The 17,452-nt window shown below is 62.6% G+C and carries 17 protein-coding genes and 2 pseudogenes; 15 read left to right on the top strand and 4 right to left on the bottom strand.

Annotated features, from left to right (window positions below):
- Window positions 1-730: SUMF1/EgtB/PvdO family nonheme iron enzyme (locus tag AB1451_09715; protein ID MEW6683179.1), on the top strand; the 730-nt coding region annotated here is incomplete at its 5' end.
- Between the two features lie 57 nt (window positions 731-787).
- Complete coding sequence (locus tag AB1451_09710) at window positions 788-1,861, top strand: DPP IV N-terminal domain-containing protein (protein MEW6683178.1); 1,074 nt, start codon at window positions 788-790, stop codon at window positions 1,859-1,861.
- Between the two features lie 98 nt (window positions 1,862-1,959).
- Here AB1451_09710 and AB1451_09705 read toward each other — a convergent pair whose 3' ends face one another.
- Window positions 1,960-2,814 (bottom strand): DNA-formamidopyrimidine glycosylase family protein, encoded by an 855-nt coding sequence (locus AB1451_09705; GenBank protein MEW6683177.1) that lies wholly within the window; start codon window positions 2,812-2,814, stop codon window positions 1,960-1,962.
- A gap of 213 nt (window positions 2,815-3,027) precedes the next feature.
- On the opposite strand from AB1451_09705, the gene AB1451_09700 reads away from it, so the two are divergent.
- The 9 genes and pseudogenes from AB1451_09700 (at window position 3,028) to AB1451_09660 (ending at window position 12,011) form a co-directional block, all read left to right on the top strand.
- The gene (locus AB1451_09700; GenBank protein MEW6683176.1) at window positions 3,028-3,216 is read left to right on the top strand and encodes a hypothetical protein; all 189 of its coding nucleotides are present in this window, start codon (window positions 3,028-3,030) and stop codon (window positions 3,214-3,216) included.
- Window positions 3,217-3,369: 153 nt separating this feature from the next.
- Window positions 3,370-5,613, top strand: coding sequence for an aconitate hydratase (locus tag AB1451_09695; GenBank protein MEW6683175.1), 2,244 nt, complete (start codon window positions 3,370-3,372; stop codon window positions 5,611-5,613).
- Window positions 5,614-5,644: 31 nt separating this feature from the next.
- Entirely contained in the window at window positions 5,645-5,887 is a 243-nt protein-coding gene (locus AB1451_09690) for an addiction module protein (protein ID MEW6683174.1), read from the top strand.
- A complete protein-coding gene (locus AB1451_09685; protein MEW6683173.1) occupies window positions 5,868-6,170 on the top strand; it encodes a type II toxin-antitoxin system RelE/ParE family toxin in 303 nt (100 codons plus the stop codon). Before AB1451_09690 ends, AB1451_09685 begins: the two co-directional genes overlap by 20 nt.
- A 257-nt stretch (window positions 6,171-6,427) precedes the next feature.
- A pseudogene (locus AB1451_09680) lies at window positions 6,428-6,689 on the top strand (DUF2442 domain-containing protein).
- Between the two features lie 339 nt (window positions 6,690-7,028).
- Window positions 7,029-7,859, top strand: coding sequence for a hypothetical protein (locus AB1451_09675; GenBank protein MEW6683172.1), 831 nt, complete (start codon window positions 7,029-7,031; stop codon window positions 7,857-7,859).
- Window positions 7,860-7,869: 10 nt separating this feature from the next.
- The gene (locus AB1451_09670) at window positions 7,870-8,418 is read left to right on the top strand and encodes a DUF309 domain-containing protein (protein ID MEW6683171.1); all 549 of its coding nucleotides are present in this window, start codon (window positions 7,870-7,872) and stop codon (window positions 8,416-8,418) included.
- A gap of 61 nt (window positions 8,419-8,479) precedes the next feature.
- Window positions 8,480-10,105, top strand: coding sequence for a SagB/ThcOx family dehydrogenase (locus tag AB1451_09665; protein ID MEW6683170.1), 1,626 nt, complete (start codon window positions 8,480-8,482; stop codon window positions 10,103-10,105).
- A gap of 385 nt (window positions 10,106-10,490) precedes the next feature.
- The gene (locus tag AB1451_09660; GenBank protein MEW6683169.1) at window positions 10,491-12,011 is read left to right on the top strand and encodes a LysM peptidoglycan-binding domain-containing protein; all 1,521 of its coding nucleotides are present in this window, start codon (window positions 10,491-10,493) and stop codon (window positions 12,009-12,011) included.
- A 62-nt stretch (window positions 12,012-12,073) separates the two neighbouring features.
- Here AB1451_09660 and AB1451_09655 read toward each other — a convergent pair whose 3' ends face one another.
- Window positions 12,074-12,280, bottom strand: coding sequence for a cold-shock protein (locus AB1451_09655; GenBank protein MEW6683168.1), 207 nt, complete (start codon window positions 12,278-12,280; stop codon window positions 12,074-12,076).
- A gap of 237 nt (window positions 12,281-12,517) precedes the next feature.
- On the opposite strand from AB1451_09655, the pseudogene AB1451_09650 reads away from it, so the two are divergent.
- Both AB1451_09650 and AB1451_09645 read left to right on the top strand, forming a co-directional pair.
- A pseudogene (locus AB1451_09650) lies at window positions 12,518-12,795 on the top strand (SDR family oxidoreductase).
- Window positions 12,796-12,840: 45 nt separating this feature from the next.
- Complete coding sequence (locus tag AB1451_09645) at window positions 12,841-13,713, top strand: pirin family protein (protein MEW6683167.1); 873 nt, start codon at window positions 12,841-12,843, stop codon at window positions 13,711-13,713.
- A 27-nt stretch (window positions 13,714-13,740) separates the two neighbouring features.
- Here AB1451_09645 and AB1451_09640 read toward each other — a convergent pair whose 3' ends face one another.
- A complete protein-coding gene (locus AB1451_09640; GenBank protein ID MEW6683166.1) occupies window positions 13,741-14,337 on the bottom strand; it encodes an NAD(P)H-dependent oxidoreductase in 597 nt (198 codons plus the stop codon).
- Window positions 14,338-14,458: 121 nt separating this feature from the next.
- Here AB1451_09640 and AB1451_09635 point away from each other — a divergent pair, with 121 nt between their 5' ends.
- Window positions 14,459-15,058, top strand: a complete 600-nt coding sequence (locus tag AB1451_09635; GenBank protein ID MEW6683165.1) for a hypothetical protein — start codon at window positions 14,459-14,461, stop codon at window positions 15,056-15,058.
- Between the two features lie 253 nt (window positions 15,059-15,311).
- A complete protein-coding gene (locus tag AB1451_09630; protein MEW6683164.1) occupies window positions 15,312-16,859 on the top strand; it encodes a radical SAM protein in 1,548 nt (515 codons plus the stop codon).
- Between the two features lie 81 nt (window positions 16,860-16,940).
- Here the strand turns inward: AB1451_09630 and AB1451_09625 are convergent, their stop codons facing one another.
- Window positions 16,941-17,327 (bottom strand): hypothetical protein, encoded by a 387-nt coding sequence (locus AB1451_09625; protein ID MEW6683163.1) that lies wholly within the window; start codon window positions 17,325-17,327, stop codon window positions 16,941-16,943.
- Window positions 17,328-17,452: the final 125 nt, after the last annotated feature.

The raw sequence follows: 17,452 nt of genomic DNA, 5'->3' as shown, positions 1-17,452 counted from the left end.
CGCCCCTCCCCCCGGCATGATCCTGATTCCGGCCGGACCGTTCTGGATGGGGAGCGATCCAGAGGATGGCACGTTGGGCGTGGAAGTCGGAATCGATGAGACACCGCGGCACTTGGTCGATCTGCCCGCCTTCTACATCGACAAGTACGAGGTCACCAACGCGGAGTACGCGCAGTACGTGAACGCGACGGGGTCGGCCTATCAGCCCGCGCCCTGGCGTGAGCGCGACGCGCTCAATCGCGAGCCGAATCACCCGGTAAGCGATACCGACTTTCACGACGCCGAGGCCTACTGCCGCTGGGCGGGCAAACGCCTGCCCACCGAAGCCGAGTGGGAAAAGGCCGCACGCGGGCCCGATGGCGCCCCGTATCCCTGGGGCCCGACCTTTGCGCGCGACAAGGCCAATACGATGGAGACCGGCCTGGCTTGGAGCCGACCCGTGGGTAGCTATCCTGATGGCGCGAGCGTGTACGGGGTGGAAGACATGATCGGCAACGTGTGGGAGTGGACCAGCTCGTGGTACAAGCCGTATCCCGGCAGCAAATTGCAACGCGCAGCGTTCGGCGAGAAGTATCGCGTGCTGCGCGGCGGGTCGTGGGGCGTGCCGGCCGTGCCGTTTGCGCGCGCGACCAATCGGCACGCGCCGGAGTTGTTTGCGGTCAATGATCGCGATGAGGATTGGCATACGGGGTATGACGTGGGCTTTCGCTGCGCCAAAGACGAGTCCTAATATTGGTCCGGATCGAATCGGCACCGAGGTACAGCGCTCGTGCCTGGAGGATCTCGAATGAAGATACACATCCCTGAAGTGAAGCGGCAGGCGACACTCGTCGTGTTGATGCTTGGGCTTTCAGCTTGCGGCGTTCTGGACCCGCTCCCCCCTTCATCCGGCGAAGCGCCGCTGCTCGTGGTGCTGAAAGAGACCAGGCTGACGCGCCATGATGCGGACGTCTATTCGGTCTCGTGGGCTCATACCGGCGACAGCTTGGTCTACTCCCGGCAATCTTCGATCGAGACTCGGCCCACAGCCGCCCGCTCGATCATTGATCCGATTATTGACCCGAAGTTCATCAACCTGTGGATTTCAAAACGCGACGGAACGCAAGCACGCCGACTGACCTCTGGACGATTCAACGACTATGATGCGGCGCTCGATCCGGCTGAACGCGAAATCGTGTTTTTCTCCGATCGGTCAAAGAACCTGGACGTGTGGAAGATGAGCCGCGACGGCAGCGAGCCCAGACAGTTGACCACTGATCCGGCGAGCGACGTTCATCCATCCTGGAGCCCGGACGGCTCGAGGATCGCGTTCATCTCGAACCGCTCCGGGGAGTGGGCCATCTGGCTCATGACCGCTGGGGGCCAGAACCAAGAGCAGATGACTTGGGGCGGCAACGGCGATTGGAGCACCACCTGGAGTCCTGATGGGGAGCATATCGCCTTTGCTTCAACCCGGATCACCGAGGAGAACCGCGACCAACTTCCGCTGAGTCAGAAGGGTGAAGAGCCATACGAGAACTTCGACCCCGAATGCGTCCGGCCAAAACTGTACAGTCACATCTGGACCGTCGACGTCAAAACCAAAGCGGTCAAGCAGTTGACGCGGGGAAGGGTCCACGATTGGAGACCGTCGTGGAGTCCTGACGGGAGACACATCGCGTTCGTGTCGGACCGTGACGGAAGCTGTGCGCTGTGGGTGATGGACCACACCGGCAACAACCTGCATCGACTCACTCGCGGAACACCTTTTCTGTATGACGGGTTCCCCGCCTGGCACCCCCACAAGCAGGAAATGGCGTTTATCTCGAATCGTGAGGGGACGTTCGATATTTGGCTGCTCAAGTTGAAACCCACTCGCTGATCCCCAAAAACGCCTCGATCTGTTCGACAGTCCGGCGAGACTCTTGACTGCGGGCGGGCTACTCGATGACGGGGAAGCACGACGTGGGGTCAACTGCCTTAGTCCTCGAGGCCAAGCGGCAGGTGCCGCTTGGCCTCGGTCATGATTCCCGGCTGACACTTGCGGCAAAAATTCGTTGCGCGCTCTCGGCCGCCCACCGTGGCGATGCGCCCTCCGCAGCGCGGGCACGGCTGGTCGCCCTTGCCGTGCACCGCGAGGAAGTCGCGGATCTTGAGGTGGATCTGATCGCCCATGCGTTCGGCCACGATCGCACTCGCGCGGGGCAACACCGTGCGGATCGCGTCGTATACGCGCCGCAACTCGTCCCCTGACAGGTCCTTTTTCTTGCGGAAGGGATAGATACCGGCCTCGAAGAGGATCTCGTCCGCGTAGGCGTTGCCGATCCCGGCGATGATTTTGGCGTTGGTCAGCAGGCCTTTGATCTCGCCGTACCGTCCCTTGAGCCGGTCCAGGAACCGCTCGAACGTGAAGTCATCGGCCAGCGGCTCCGGGCCCTGATCGAGAAACCCCGGGATCTTCGCGTAGTCGCGATCCGGCACCAAATACAGCCGCCCCATCTGGCGCTCGTCGGCATAACGCAATGCTTTGTCGGTCGAGAGCGTGAGATCAATGACGGTCTGTCGGGGCGGCTTCACGTCCGGAGCTTGGTAATAGAACCGCCCCACCAGCATAGCGTTGACGACCAGGCTGGCGCGGTGCAGTGAGAACAGGACGTGTTTGCCGCGGCGGTCGATCGCTTCGATCGTCTCCCCGCGCAGCACCTGCTCCGCGGGCGCGGACATGGATGATCGCAGCATCCACCCCAGCGGGAGCGAGACGTCGGTGATCGTCGCGCCCACCACGTGTCGTCGCAGGTAGGGCACGATGGCGTCGAGATCGGGAATTTCCGGCACGCCCGAGTCTACCGCGCGGCTATCTGAGGATCAACGCGCGGAGAACACCGGGTCCCGTCTGACCCGCGGCGTCTCCGATCGGGTTTGACAGCCTCTCACGGGACGATACCCTTGCTCCGTCACCCGAGGCGCTCCACCGTTGGAGGAGGCCGCGTGTTCGCGATCCACACACAACGTCGCCCCGCGCCGTTGTCATCACCACTTCACTAACCCATGGCGCGGGCGCAACACGCTGCGAAGCCGCGCACGCCCCGTCGTACCTTGCGGGCCATTCCCACGCCGGATTTTCGGACGCTCTTTGAATCCGCGCCAGGCCTCTACCTGGTGCTCGCACCGGATCTCACCATCACCGCGGTGAGCAACTCCTATCTTCACGCCACCATGACGGTTCGCGAACAATAGTTGGTCTGGCCCTTAGCCGTTGCACTCTTGGCTTGGGTCTTTTGGTCCGTTGACACCGCTGTAAAACCTTCCTTAGAATAACCTGCTCCGGGGCTGGTTTTCTCCCTTCACGTTCGATCACTCTCAGCCGTTATTGATTAGAGGAGGAGTTGTATGTCGCTGCACGCCATCCAGGCCGTCTATAAAAAGATCGCGGAAGTCGCCCCCAAGGCCCGCAAGAAATTCGGCCGTCCGCTGACGTTGACCGAGAAAATTCTGGTTTCGCACGCCGATGATTTCGACGCGCAAACCTGGGAGCGCGGTAAGGCGCAGTTGCTGCTGCGGCCCGACCGCGTGGCCATGCAGGACGCCACCGCGCAGATGGCGCTGCTGCAGTTCATGCAGGCGGGCAAGAAGCGCGTGGCCGTGCCCAGCACCGTGCACTGCGATCATTTGATCCGCGCGCAATCCGGGGCCAAGGAGGACATTGCGCGCGCGATCGAGGAAAACAAGGAGGTCTACAACTTCCTGCGCTCGGCCGCGGCCAAGTACGGCATCGGGTTCTGGAAGCCGGGCGCCGGCATCATCCACCAGGTGGTGCTGGAAAACTACGGGTTCCCCGGCGGCTTGATCATCGGCACCGACTCGCACACCCCCAACGGCGGCGGGCTCGGCATGCTGGCCATCGGCGTGGGCGGCGCGGACGCGGGCGAGGTCATGGCGGGCCTGCCGTGGGAAGTACTGCACCCCAAACTGATCGGCGTGAAGCTCACCGGGCAGTTGCAGGGCTGGGCCTCGGCCAAGGACGTGATCCTGTACCTCTGCGGCGTGCTCACGGTCAAGGGCGGCACCAACAAGATCATCGAATACTTCGGCCCCGGCGCAGCCACGATCAGCGCCACGGGCAAGGGCACCATCACCAACATGGGCGCTGAGTTGGGCGCCACCACCTCGATCTTCCCGTTCGACGACAAGATGGTGGCGTACCTGAACATCACCGAGCGCGCGGACATCGCGAAACTGGCCCAAGCCAACCGTGAATTGATCACCGCGGACCCCGAGGTCCTGCAATCGCCCGAGAAGTACTACGACCAGATCGTGGAGATCAATCTGTCGGAATTGGAGCCGCACGTGGTGGGCCCGCACACGCCCGACCTGGCCCGCCCGGTCTCCAAGCTCCCGTCGGAGGCCAAGGAAAAGAACTACCCCCTGCAGCTCACCGCGGCTCTGATCGGAAGCTGCACTAACTCTTCGTACGAAGACATCAGCCGCGCCGCGCACATCGCGCTCCAGGGCTTGAAGGCCGGCCTCAAGGCCAAAGCGCACTTCCTGGTCACGCCTGGCTCCGAGCGCATCTACCACACCATGCAGCGCGACGGGTTCATGAAGACGTTCGAGGACATGGGCGGCACCGTGCTCGCAAACGCCTGCGGCCCGTGCATCGGCCAATGGAAGCGCGACGACATCAAGCAGGGCGAGAAGAACTCCATCATCAGCTCGTTCAACCGCAACTTCCCGGCGCGCAACGACGGCAACGCTGAGACCCTCTCGTTCCTGTCGAGCCCCGAGGTGGTGACCGCCATGGCGTTCGCCGGGACACTGGACTTCAACCCCGTGACCGGCACCCTGACGACCAAGGACGGCACCAAGATCAAATTCGAGCCCCCGCGCGGCGAGGAGTTGCCGGCCAAGGGATTTGCCAAGGGCGAAGAAGGCTTCATCGCCCCGGCGGAGCACGGCGACGCGGTGCAGATCGAATTGCCGCCCAACAGCGAGCGCCTGGCCCTACTCGAACCGTTCCCGAAATGGGACGGCAAAGACTTTGTCAAGCTGCCGATCCTCATCAAAGCCAAGGGCAAGTGCACCACCGACCACATCTCCCCGGCCGGCCCCTGGCTCAAGTACCGCGGCCATTTGGACAAGATCAGCGACAACATGTTTCTGGGCGCGACCAACGCGTTCACCGGCGAAGCCGGCAAAGTGACCAACGTGCTGACCGGTGAGGCCGGCCAAACGCCGACCAAAGTCGCGCGCCACTACAAGGCCCAAGGCATCGGCTCGGTCGTGATCGGCGACGAAAACTACGGAGAGGGCAGCAGCCGCGAACACGCCGCCATGTCCCCGCGCTTTTTGGGCGTAAAAGTCGTGATCACCAAAAGCTTCGCCCGCATCCACGAAACGAATCTCAAGAAGCAGGGCATCCTGCCCCTAACCTTCGCCAATCCCGCGGACTACGACAAGTTCGAGGAAAAAGACCGCGTGAGCATCACGGGCCTCGCGGCCCTCGCGCCCGGCAAGCCGGTCGAGGTGACGATTCATAAGGCCAGTGGGGACGTGAAGATCCAGGCCAATCATTCGATGACGGCGCAGCAGATCGGGTGGTTCAAGGCCGGGTCGGCGCTGAACGCGCTGGGGTAAACTTTACGCCGCGGCATTGGAGGACTGAGAGATGACCAAGACGGCACAGAAACTATACGAAGAGGCCATGCGGCTCGATCCCAAAGAGCGCGCTGCGCTCACAGGCCTCTTGATCGAGAGCCTTGAACCCGGTTCTGAGGACGGGGTGGAACAGGCCTGGGTCGCGGAAATCGAGCACCGGATGACCGAGTTGGACTCAGGCTCCGTGCAGACGATTCCGTGGGAGCAGCTCCGCACACGGCTCTACGGCACGGGTGCCACCGGTCGCGGTTAGATTTCACCCTGCCGCTGCCGAAGAAGCGCAAGCGGCTTTTGCCTGGTACGCGGAGCGCAGCCTAGCAGCCGCAGACGGTTTTCGTGAAGAGCTGCGGCACGCGGTCGAAGCGATCGCCGAGGCGCCAGAACGATGGCCTCGTTACGGGGCTCACGCTAGGCGGTACATCTTCCCCCGGTTTCCGTTCAGTTTGATCTATGGTCTGCGCAACGACAGTGTCGAGGTGATCGCAGTGGCGCACGGCAAACGTCGCCCAGGATATTGGAAGTCACGGCGCCCTTGAGTAGTCGGCACCACAAATTTGCGCTCTGTATTCGCAACGACGGCTGCGAAGACTTGACGCTGCGTAAGATCTATCCTGTCCTTCCCGACCAAGCTGCCGCAAAAGATGGCTACATTCGGGTTGTCGACGAGTCCGGCGAGGACTACCTCTATCCCTCCCGATATTTTGTCGCTGTCGAGCTGCCCGGTGCGGTAGCGAATGCGCTGGCAGCTTCCGCGTAAGGCCTGGGGTAGTATCGGCGCGGACCAAGGCGTCGGATGAGTATTTCAGCCCTTGAAAAGGTATCGGTTACCGACGACACCCTCTCGCTTGACCCGAGCGACGGCCGCAGCATCTCGGTCCCGCTGGCCTAGTTTTCGCCGATTACAACACGCGTCCTCGGCCGAGCGAAAACGTTGGCGTCTTATCGGGAAAGGAACCGGCATCCACTGGGAAGACATCGACGAGGACATCAGTGTCGAGGAATTGCTCGCCGGGCGACCGTCCGGCGAAAGCCAATTGTCGTTCAAGCGCTGGTTAGCGGCTCGCGGCGACTTGAGCGCCTGGTCACCGCCTTCTGCTCCCAGACGAAGCACGAGGTCTTTCTGCAACACGCCGCAGAACATCTTCCCGTTCAGCAAGAACGCGAGGCCGCCAAACATATGTTTCTCCACCAGCGCCTTGCGCCTGCCCAGCCCGCCTCGAATGCGCGCTGCCAGCCCTTCGTCATACATGTGATGTCACCAACTCTTCAGGCGGCTACTTCGTTGTGAACGCGAAATCGGCCTTGACCTCACCGTATACCAGGCGAGCACGATGTAGGCGAGGCGCGTTTACGCTATCAAGCCCGTGTATGAGTGTCAATGGAAGCGAGGGGCTATGGTACAGTGTGCCGTGCCCATTCCACCGTTCACCCCGACCCCCGCCACCGGCGACGCGTTCGTCGGTCGCCAGGGACTGGTCAAAAATCTGCGCTGGCGGCTTGCGCGGGGCGAGTCGTTGGCCGTGATCGGCGGGCCCAAGCTGGGGAAAACCTCCCTGGTCCGCACCGCGTTGCAGGGACTACCCCATCACCACGTGATCGAGATGGATCTTGCCGCTGAGCCTTCTCGAGAGGTCGAGTTTGTTTCGGGCGCGATCGTAGTCCTGGACAATCTGGATGCTCTTCCCGACTCGACGACGGTCTCGTTACTCGCCCGCGTCTGGACTGCCAACCCTGCCGCCCTGATGGTGACCGGCGGGCGCCGGTTGCGCGCGCTGCTCGGCGACTCCGGGACATTGGCTGGCGCGTCCTTCCGAGTCGTTCCGCTCTCGGTCCTGCTCGATGGCGAGACGCGTCGGCTGATCGGTCCACACGGAGATCCCTCACTGGCTGCTTGGACCGGTAACCACCCCTACCTGACCAAGCTGTTGCTGCACTACGGGAACAACGCGATCGCGAACGGACGCGGCGAATGGGAGCCTTTTGTACGAAGCCTGCTCGCCGAAATCCACCTGGGCCCGGAGCTGCGTTTGTTTCGCTATCTGATCGAGCGCGGCAAACCCGTGAATCCCGCGGAGGCCCAAGCCGATACGGCCATCGCCAACATCAAGAGCGTCGCCGATACGCTCGTCTACCTTGGAGCCATCAGCCGCTGGATTCGGGACGAGGAGGCCACGCTCTTTGCCGGGTGCCGGCTCCTGAACAACGCCCTGCGGTCATCGGCCTGAGGTCGGACGCATGGTCGACCACACAATCAGCCGCGTCGCTCCCCCCCTTGATCCACCAGATCTCGCAACGCTTCCCTGGTATGGGACTGACCACACGCTCCCGGTATCTCGGTTCATCCCGGGCCTGACTGGGCCGCGCGAACCATATCAGACCGCGGTCGTGCACGGACCCTGGACTGCGGAACAATGGCCAACGCTTCAGCCGTATCTGCGCGGCGTTGACCTGTTCAACCGGTGGTACTTCTGGGAGGCGCATGAGGCGTGGGAATCCCTCTGGCGAGCTCACCCTCCCCGGTCCGAACCCGCACGATACATTCAGGGGTTGATCGGCGCGGCGGCTTCGTTGCTCAAGCTGCGCATGGGTCAGGTGCGGGCGGCACGGACGCTGTCGACGGCCGCGTGCGAGCGGCTGGCCGTCTTCCACGGCATCTGGATGGGTCTGGAGGTTGAGCGATTTCGCGCCGACCTCACTCGCTGTTTCGCGGCCGTGAATTCGGCGGCGCCACCTTTGGGACCTGAGGCACCCCGTCTTCGCCTGAACACCAACTCACCCTGCTGAGGTTCTTGCCGCCGGCCCAGTTATAGCCGTCCAAGCGCCAAATAGCGTACCATCCTCTCGTATGTCTGACGCGCTCACGGAGGTCATTGCCTATCATCAGGCGACCAAACATCATTTGCATGCCTATGCGCGAGGGCCGGGTCACATGGACTGGGCCACGCAGCCCGATCCCTTCCGGCGGTACGCGGGCGCGCCGCTGATCAACCTCGACCACGTCCCTCCAAGCCCGGAGCCGCGGTATGAAGCGGCCTTTGTGGCGGGCAACGTCCCGGCACAGCCCTTCACGCATCGCACCGTGTCGCAACTCTTCTCCGACAGCCTGGCGCTCTCCGCGCGGAAACAAGCGGGAGACGCGTCGTGGTTCCTGCGGATCAATCCCTCCAGCGGGAATCTCCATCCGACCGAAGGGTATCTGATCTCCGGGCCGATCGCGGGGCTGTGCGACGGGCCGATGGTGTGTCACTACGCGCCCGCCGAGCACGCGCTGGAACGACGCGCGGACGTCCCGCTGGAGACCTGGCAAGCATTGACCGCGGAGCTGCCGCATCCCGTGCTCCTGATCGGCTTCACGTCGGTGCACTGGCGTGAGGCGTGGAAGTACGGCGAACGGGCCTATCGTTATTGCCAACACGACGTAGGACACGCGATGGCCGCGATGAGCCTGGCTGCGGCGGGGCTGGGCTGGCACGCGACGCTGTTGGATGATCTTGGGACCGACTCCGTGGCCTCGTTGCTGGGCGTTGTTGATGCCCAAGGCGCCGAACCCGAGGCGCCCGACTGCGTGCTGGCGATCTACCCGCAGGGCGAAACGTGCCACACGCTCACGTTGCCCAGCGATGTCGTCGCGAGGGTCGCAAGCTTGCCCTGGCAAGGCCGACCGAATGTACTGAGCCGCGGCCACATGGAGTGGCCGATCATCGAGCGCGTGCACGCTGCGGTGCACAAGCCGTCGACCAATCAGGTCTATGGGATTGCGCGACCCACCGGCCCGGTGCTCGCGATCGGTGCTGCACCGATCGCGTTCCGCCAGATGATTTTCCAGCGTCGCAGCGCCGTAGCCCTGGATGGCCAAACCGGGATCACCCGCGACGCGTTCTATCAGATCCTGGCCAAGACGCTGCCCGGCCCCGGCCGATTCCCCTTCACCATGCTGCCCTGGACGCCCCGCATTCACCTGGCGCTCTTTGTGCACCGCGTCCAGGACCTGGATCCCGGTCTTTATCTGCTGGTTCGCGATCCCGGTCAGAGCGCGGCTTTGCGCGCCGCCATGAAACCGGAGTTTGTTTGGGAACAACCCCAGGCGTGCCCGGACGGCCTGCCGCTCTACCGGTTACAGACCGGGGATGCCCGGGAAGTGGCCGAGCAGGTGTCCTGTCATCAAGCCATTGCCGCCGACGGCTGCTTTGCGCTCGGCATGCTCGCGGAGTTCGAACGGCCCCTGCAACACGACGGAGCGTGGGCCTATCCGCGGCTGTTTTGGGAAAGTGGGGTCGTGGGCCAGGTCTTGTACCTGGAAGCCGAGGCCACGGGCATCCGCGCGACCGGCATCGGGTGTTTCTTCGACGACCCCATGCACCGCGTACTGGGGCTGACCACGCTGCGGTACCAAAGTCTGTATCACTTCACCATGGGCGGCTCGCTGGATGACCCGCGACTGCGCACCCTCCCTCCGTATCCAGCCCGTTGAAAACCACTGACCAAAGGCATTCTCGACCACGAGAAAGCAGCGGGCTCCTCCTACCCATGTCTTGTGTCTTGCGCGAATTTGTTTGACAGAACCCGTTGGTTTCCCATACTTTAGCTTGTCGTCAGACCTGTTGAGGACCGTCTAGAGCCGTGAGGGATGACGGGCGGGCGGTTCGTCTCAAGTATCCCCAACGGATTGGGGGAGCACCATGCCAAGGGATTGGTCGTTCGTCATCATGGTGGGCGTTGGCCTTGTGTTGGCCTCTTGCGCGTCCTCGCCCCCAACCCGTCACGGAGCCACCGTCGGCCACACCGCGAGCCGAGCCGCCGACGTGCCTCGTCCCGTCGCAGCGGCAAAGTCCTCACCCTCGGTATCCGGCTCCGACATGCCTCTGCCCAGCGTGCCTCCCACCCCGGATACGCCGGCACCAGTTGGCTCTGAACTCTCCATCATCGAGGAGCCGTTGCCGGAGGCCGGCGACGAATCCGACCGGGAAGAAGCCATCGGGGACGAGCTGCTCGAGTCCGAGGGTGGGGCGGAAGCGGACGGCGCCTTGCCGTACGACGTCCCGATCGTCCTCAACGCGAGCGTGGAAAGCCACCTGGACTATTTCACCACCAAGGGACGGGACCGCTTTCAACTCTGGCTGAATCGGTCTGGCCGCTATGTGCCCCTCATGACGCAAATCTTTCGCGAGAACGGGCTCCCGGAGGATCTCGTGTTCGTCTCGTTGATCGAGAGCGGCTTCAATCCGTACGCGTATTCACGCTCGCACGCCGTGGGCGCGTGGCAGTTCATGAAGGGCACCGGTCGGAAATACGGGCTTCGGATCGACCCGTATATCGACGAGCGCCGCGACGTCGTCAAGGCGACACACGCCGCGGCCGCGTACCTCAAAGACCTCTACGCCATGTTCAATGCCTGGCCCCTGGCGCTCGCGTCGTACAACGGCGGCGAGGGCCGCGTCGAGAGGGCGATGAAGCGCACGAACGCCGAAGATTTCTGGGATCTTCGCACGACGCGGCACCTCCATCCGGAAACCCGAAACTATGTCCCCAAGTTCATGGCCGCCACCATTATCGCGAAACACCCCGAGAAATACGGGTTCGCGCCGGAGTACGAGAAGCCCTTGGTCTACGACGAGGTGATCATCACCCGCCCGACCGATCTTCGCGTCATCGCCAAAGTGGCGAGCGTCACCTACAGCGAACTCAAGCGTCTGAACCCTGAGCTGAGACGGAACGTGACCCCACTGGGGTACACGGACTACCGCTTGAAGCTCCCGATCGGCACCAAAGCCGTGTTCGAGCAGAACTTTTCGAAACTCCCGGAATGGAACAAGACGGTCTGGATGCGGCACACCATTCGTCGAGGCGAAACGCTCTCGTCGATCGCCCGCCGCTTTGGGACATCGACGGTCGTGCTCCGCGACATGAATCGGCTCTCCGGCAGCCGGATTCGAGCCGGCGCGACCTTGCTCGTTCCCACCGGTCCCCACTCACCGCAGTACGCCGACGCCACCGCTCGCCCCGAGCGCCGCGCCGCTGCGTCCCCCGGGAACGCGACGTATCGTGTGCGGCGTGGCGACACGCTCTGGGACATTGCGCGGGAGTTCGACGTCCGGATCGGCGATCTCCGGGCGTGGAACGGGTTGGGCCGTCGCGCCGTGATCCAGCCCGGACAGCGCCTCGTGCTCCAAACAGCCGATCTGACGAGCGACTCCGCGCCGTCCGTCAAACCCAAGCGCCTCACCTACCGCGTGAAGCGGGGCGACACGCTCTGGAGTCTCTCCCGGAACTTTAATGTCACAATCAGCGACATCCGGAGATGGAACGGAATGGGCCGAACCAGCGCGATCCGGTCCGGGCAGCGCCTCGTGCTCTACGTCAACGCGAAGCAGTCATAACAGCCCAACAAACAAAAAGCCCGGGGGTGAGTGTCCCCGGGCCCTCGCCGTTCATCGTGCGGTTAGATCTTGGTGACCTTTTCCGCTTGCTGTCCTTTCGGACCATTCACGATCTCAAATTCAACCTGTTGACCTTCGTCCAGAGATTTGAATCCGTCGCCTTGAATGGCTGAAAAGTGTACGAACACATCACGACCCTCTTCCGGTGTAATGAATCCGTAGCCCTTGCTGCCGTTGAACCACTTCACTGTTCCCTTTGCCATATGCAATCACCTCCCTTCATCGGACTCGGGATCCCTCCCGGGGTACGAAGCGAACGGAGGCGAAAAAAAAACCGCAGGCGGAATTTCGTGCGCTGCGGTAGTTTTACTCACTCGACCTCTGACCACTCACGATACCTGCGCGGTTTGTACCATAGCGGTCAGCACGGTGTCAACGTCTTTTTCAGTCCCTCTCGGGATCGGACTTGGGATTGGTGATTCGGCCGCTGGCCCGGTATGGACGACTATGCGGCGACCAAGGCCGCGGTTGCGGCGTATACCAGAGGGTGGGCACGGGATCTCGGGCCCAGGGGGATTACCGTCAACACCGTGCAGCCCGGCCCGATCGACACCGATATGAATCCGGCCGACGGCGATTTCGCCGCTGCGGCAAAGGCGGTCACGGCGTTGGGCCGTTATGGGCAGCCGGATGAAGTGGCGGCCGCAGTCGCGTTTCTCGCGGCCCCGACGCCTCCTACATCACCGGTGCGACGCTGGATGTGGACGGAGGCTTCAGCGCGTAATTTTTTGTAAGATCCAGTTGCAGAGCGAGAGGAAAGGAGCAATCCATGGAACGAACGATCGAGCGGGTGTTTCGGGGTGCGCCCGAGCATTGGGTGGGGAACGGCTTTCGGGTCAGCAATTACTTCCCGTCGGCCACGGATTTCGAAAAGCGGATGAGTCCGTTCTTCCTGCTGGACTACCACGCGCCGCGCGAGTACTCGCCCACGACCAAGCGCCGCGGCGTGGGCACGCATCCGCATCGCGGGTTTGAGACCGTGACCATTGCGTACCAGGGTGCGGTCGCGCATCGCGACAGCACCGGCGCGGGCGGCGTGATCCGCCCCGGCGAGGTGCAGTGGATGACCGCCGGGGGCGGCATCCTGCACAACGAATACCACGAGGAGTCGTTCGCCCGGGCCGGCGGCGTCATGCACATGATGCAGATCTGGGTCAATCTGCCTCGGCGGCACAAGATGACCGCGCCGAAATACCAACCCCTGACCATCGCCGACATTCCGGAGGTCACGCTGCGGGATGACACGGGCGTGGTCCGGGTGATCTCGGGCGTGTACGAAGCCACGAAGGGCTCGGCCTCGACCTTCACTCCCGCGCACATGCTGGACCTGCGCTTGAAACCCGGCGCAGAGGTGCGGCTGCCCACGCCGAAGGACTACAACACCGCGCTGCTGGTGCTGAGCGGGCAAGTGAAGGCCAACGAGTCGGCTGCGGTCTCGGAGGGACAGTTCGTGCTGTTCAAGAACGACGGCGACGAAGTTCGCGTGACCGCCGTGACCGACGCGATCGTGCTCTTCCTGAGCGGCGAGCCGATCGAGGAACCGCTCGTGCACTACGGTCCGTTCATCATGAACAGCGCGGACGAAATCAACCAGGCGGTGGAAGATTTTAACGCCGGGCGATTCGGGTATCTGGAGGATTAAGCACGGATGGCATTGCACGCCCGCTGCTCAACTGCCAGCGGGCGTAGCCGGTGCGGTGGATTTGGCTCGCGCGACCGACTCCACAAAAGCCGCGAAGCCCTTCATATAGGCCGTGAGACGGCGCTTGACCTTCTCGTCCACCAGCGCACCCGTTGCGTCGAATACCTGGCGCGCGTTCGAAACATAGAGCGTCTCGCCGAACCACGGGCTCATTCCCAGGGTCCGGATCACGGGCAACCACGCGGTTTGCGAGAGCCGCGTTCCTCCCATGCCGGGCGTGGCACCGATGAGACCGACCGGGCGGCCTTCAAAGACCCGAGCGATATCGTCGTCCGGACGCGAGAGCCAGTCGATGGCGTTCTTGAGCACTCCGGGTACGGAGTTGTTGTACTCCGGGGTGACCAATAGGAGCCCGTGGGCCGCGGCGATCCGGTTCTTGAGCTGGTTGACCGCCGGAGGAATTCCCTCCTCGGCTTCCACGTCTCCGTCGTAGAGCGGGATTCCCCGGATCGAGGCGACCTCGATCCGGCAGCCTTGAGGCGCCAGGGCTGTTGCCGCTCGCAGCAGCGCCGCGTTGTACGAAGCCCGCCTCAAGCTGCCCGCGATGCCGATAATCGTGCTCATGGCGCTCTCCCTTCGGATCGATCTCCATTGATTGCGGTGCTCGCAGTACTTTTCACATTCGCTGTCCGATTTTCAAGGCGACACCTTGACATCCCGCTCCAGATTGCCCACAGTAGCCGCCGTGGCTCGCGCACGGTTCCTCATCATGCTGCTGGTTACAGTGTCGCTCCTGGCAACGGCATGCGCCGGGACCACGCTGACGTCCGTCTGGAAGGATGACGCCTACCACAAGACGCCCCACAAAATCGTCGTGTTGAGTATGCTCTGGAATCCGAAGAACCGGCCGCGCTTGGAGGATGAATTCGTTCGGCAGTTGAAAGCGCGAGGTCTCGACGCGGTCCCGGGTCATCAGATCGTGCCCGAAGAGAAGCCTCCCGACAAGGAAGTGATGGCCGCTCGACTCAAGGAGGCTGGCGCCGACACCCTGCTGCTGACCAGGCTGGTCGACAAGACGGCCAGCCTGCGCTATTCGCAGGATCCAGCCGCCTCCCGCTTGCCGGAATACTACGGCACTTGGCCCGCGTACTACGGCGGCGGCTACCCGATGGCGCAGGAAGCCGAATACGCCGTGGCGGAAGTGAACCTCTACGACGTCGAAACCGAGAAGCTGATCTGGGCCGCGGTCACGCAAACCAAGCTCCAGACCGATCGACACGCGTTAATGGAATCCTACGTGGCGGACGTTCTGGAGGCGCTCCAGAAACAGCGGGTGCTCCCGTGACCTCACTGGCGACTGGAAGACCGCCGCAACCGCCTTGGACTCTGACGATTGACGGACCGACCATGTCCCTGTTACTGTCTCGGTCGCGTTGAAGTTGGGATGCAACGACAAGGAGAGTCAGTAATCCGATTCCTCACACACCCGTACTCGTAGAAACGAGGCTCCCATTCGCGTCTTCCTGATCCATATCCGCGATCCTCAATTTTACGCGCTGCCAGCCAAGACCCGGGCCAAGAACGGCAATATCCGGGTGATGGGCTTTCCCCCCATCGGCATCATGTCGCTCTCCGCGGTGCTCAAACGCGATGGCCACGAGTGCGTCATGTTCGATCAGGCCAATCCCGAGACGCCCGACCACGTCATCATTGAGGAGATCCGGCGCCAGCGTCCCGCGCTGGTGGGCATGAGTTTTCTCAGCACGACCAGCTACCCCTACGCAAAGATCCTGGCCCGTAAGATCCGCGCGGTGGATTCCGCGGTCAAGCTCGCGTTCGGCGGGGTCTTCGCCTCGCTGAACGCGGGGTTGGTGAAGCTGCAGTGTCCCGAAGTCGACTTCGTGTGCCGCGGCGACGGTGAGCAGTTGATCCTCGACCTCCTGGCGCATCTCAACGACCCCGAGGCCGTACAGGGCCTGACCTGGATGAAGGACGACCGGGTCATCAACAATCCCAACCGCCCCACCGAGCGCAATCTCGACCAGTGGCCCTTTCCAGACCGCGACAGCCTGAAACTCGATTTCATCGAGTCCATGCCGCTCGACGTGCCGGCGGTGCTGTCGATGAAGCGCTTCACCACCATGCAGACGTCCCGCGGCTGCCCGTGGCCCTGTGTGTTTTGCGACATCCCGATCTTCAACGACGGGAAATGGCGCTTTCGAAGCGCCGAACACGTGGTGGCGGAGTTCAAGCACCTGCAGGAGCTCGGGTACGGCGCGGTCTATTTCGTGGACGACCATTTCCTGCTCAAACCCAAACGGATCGAGGCGATCTGTCAGGGTATCATCGACCAGAGGATCGACATCGAGTGGGGCGTGGAGGGACGGGTCGATTCCGTCTGCCAGCATTTGTTCCCCATCATGGCCAAGGCGCACTGCCGAACCCTGATGTTCGGGATCGAGAGCGGAAGCCAGAAGGTGCTCGATCGGCTGAAAAAGGAACAGACATTGGAGGACGTCGAGTCCGCAGTCACCAATGCCAAACGGGCCGGCATCGAAATCGTGCACGGATTTTTTACCGTCGGCAACCCGGACGAGACCGTCGAAGACATGCGGGCGACATTCGATTTTGCATCCCGCCTGCGGCTGGACACCTTCGGCTTCAATCGACTGTGCGTCTATCGAGGCACGCCGCTCTGGCAGGAGTATGTGCACCGCGGTTTGGTCAACGACGCCACGGATTGGTACAAGTACTTCAAGTGTTCGGAAATCGACCCTACCTGTCTGCCCGGCGAGGTCATCAACGCCGAACGCACCGCCGGCTTCAAACGGCTGTTTCTGTACAAATTACGGCACTACCCGATCCAGACGTTCCGGCTCTTGAGGCGGTTTCTCCGATATATGCCGGTGCGCGACGTGGTCTATCTCATCATCAAGCCCTTCCTGGGCAAGAGCAAGGGCGCCACCAAGGCGGAGATCCTGTCACGCGCAGTCGAGCACGGTGCGATGAAAGACGCGGCGGCGCAGTTGACCCAGGTGTCCGATGAAGCGCTCGAACACGTGATCCTGGAATCCAAGGCTGAACGGCACCGCATCCAGCGAGAAGCCGAGGAGTTGCGCGAGGAACCGACCGCGCCGGTTCGGTAACCGCGGGTTTGCGGCCACGCGGCCCCGCCTCAGTAACAGCAGATTCGCACAAGGCCTGCGGAACCTGTCCGAAATGGCACCTCAGACAAACGTGATCTCTTCCGTGGAGCCGTTTACCACGAACACTTTCTCGGTGTTGCTCTTGGGGTCGGCGGGGAAGAGAAAGAACCCTGGCTTGTTGGGGGAAAATCCGGGCGTGTACCCGAGGATCGCCTCACCGTCTTTGAACGTCACTCGAACTTTCTTGCCCAGACCGGTCCGTTCACCGTTATATTGCTCCCGGTACTCGGCGTTTCCCTCGTAGTCCCTGACAAAAAAGACTCCCTTCAGCTTTGAGATATCCACCCGGGTGGGTTTCTCGGAACCGTTTTCCGTGCAGTGAAACCACTGTTTGTCAGGAAAAAAATCGCCGGTGCTCCCTTTCACGATCCGTCCATCTCCATAGTGGAGCACAATCCGGTTTTGCACCGCGGTTTCTCCTTGGGGTGGTTGACCGAGGAAAGGTAGTCAGGGGGGCGGGCTTTGTCAAACGACGGCCGCACTCGGCCGAAACCCAGAAGGGTTGTGATCGCCGAGTCGTCCCGCAGACGTGC

Source organism: Nitrospirota bacterium, assembly GCA_040757335.1.
Taxonomy (GTDB): Bacteria; Nitrospirota; Nitrospiria; order 2-01-FULL-66-17; family 2-01-FULL-66-17; genus JBFLXB01.
This window is presented reverse-complemented; position numbering and strand designations above follow the sequence as displayed.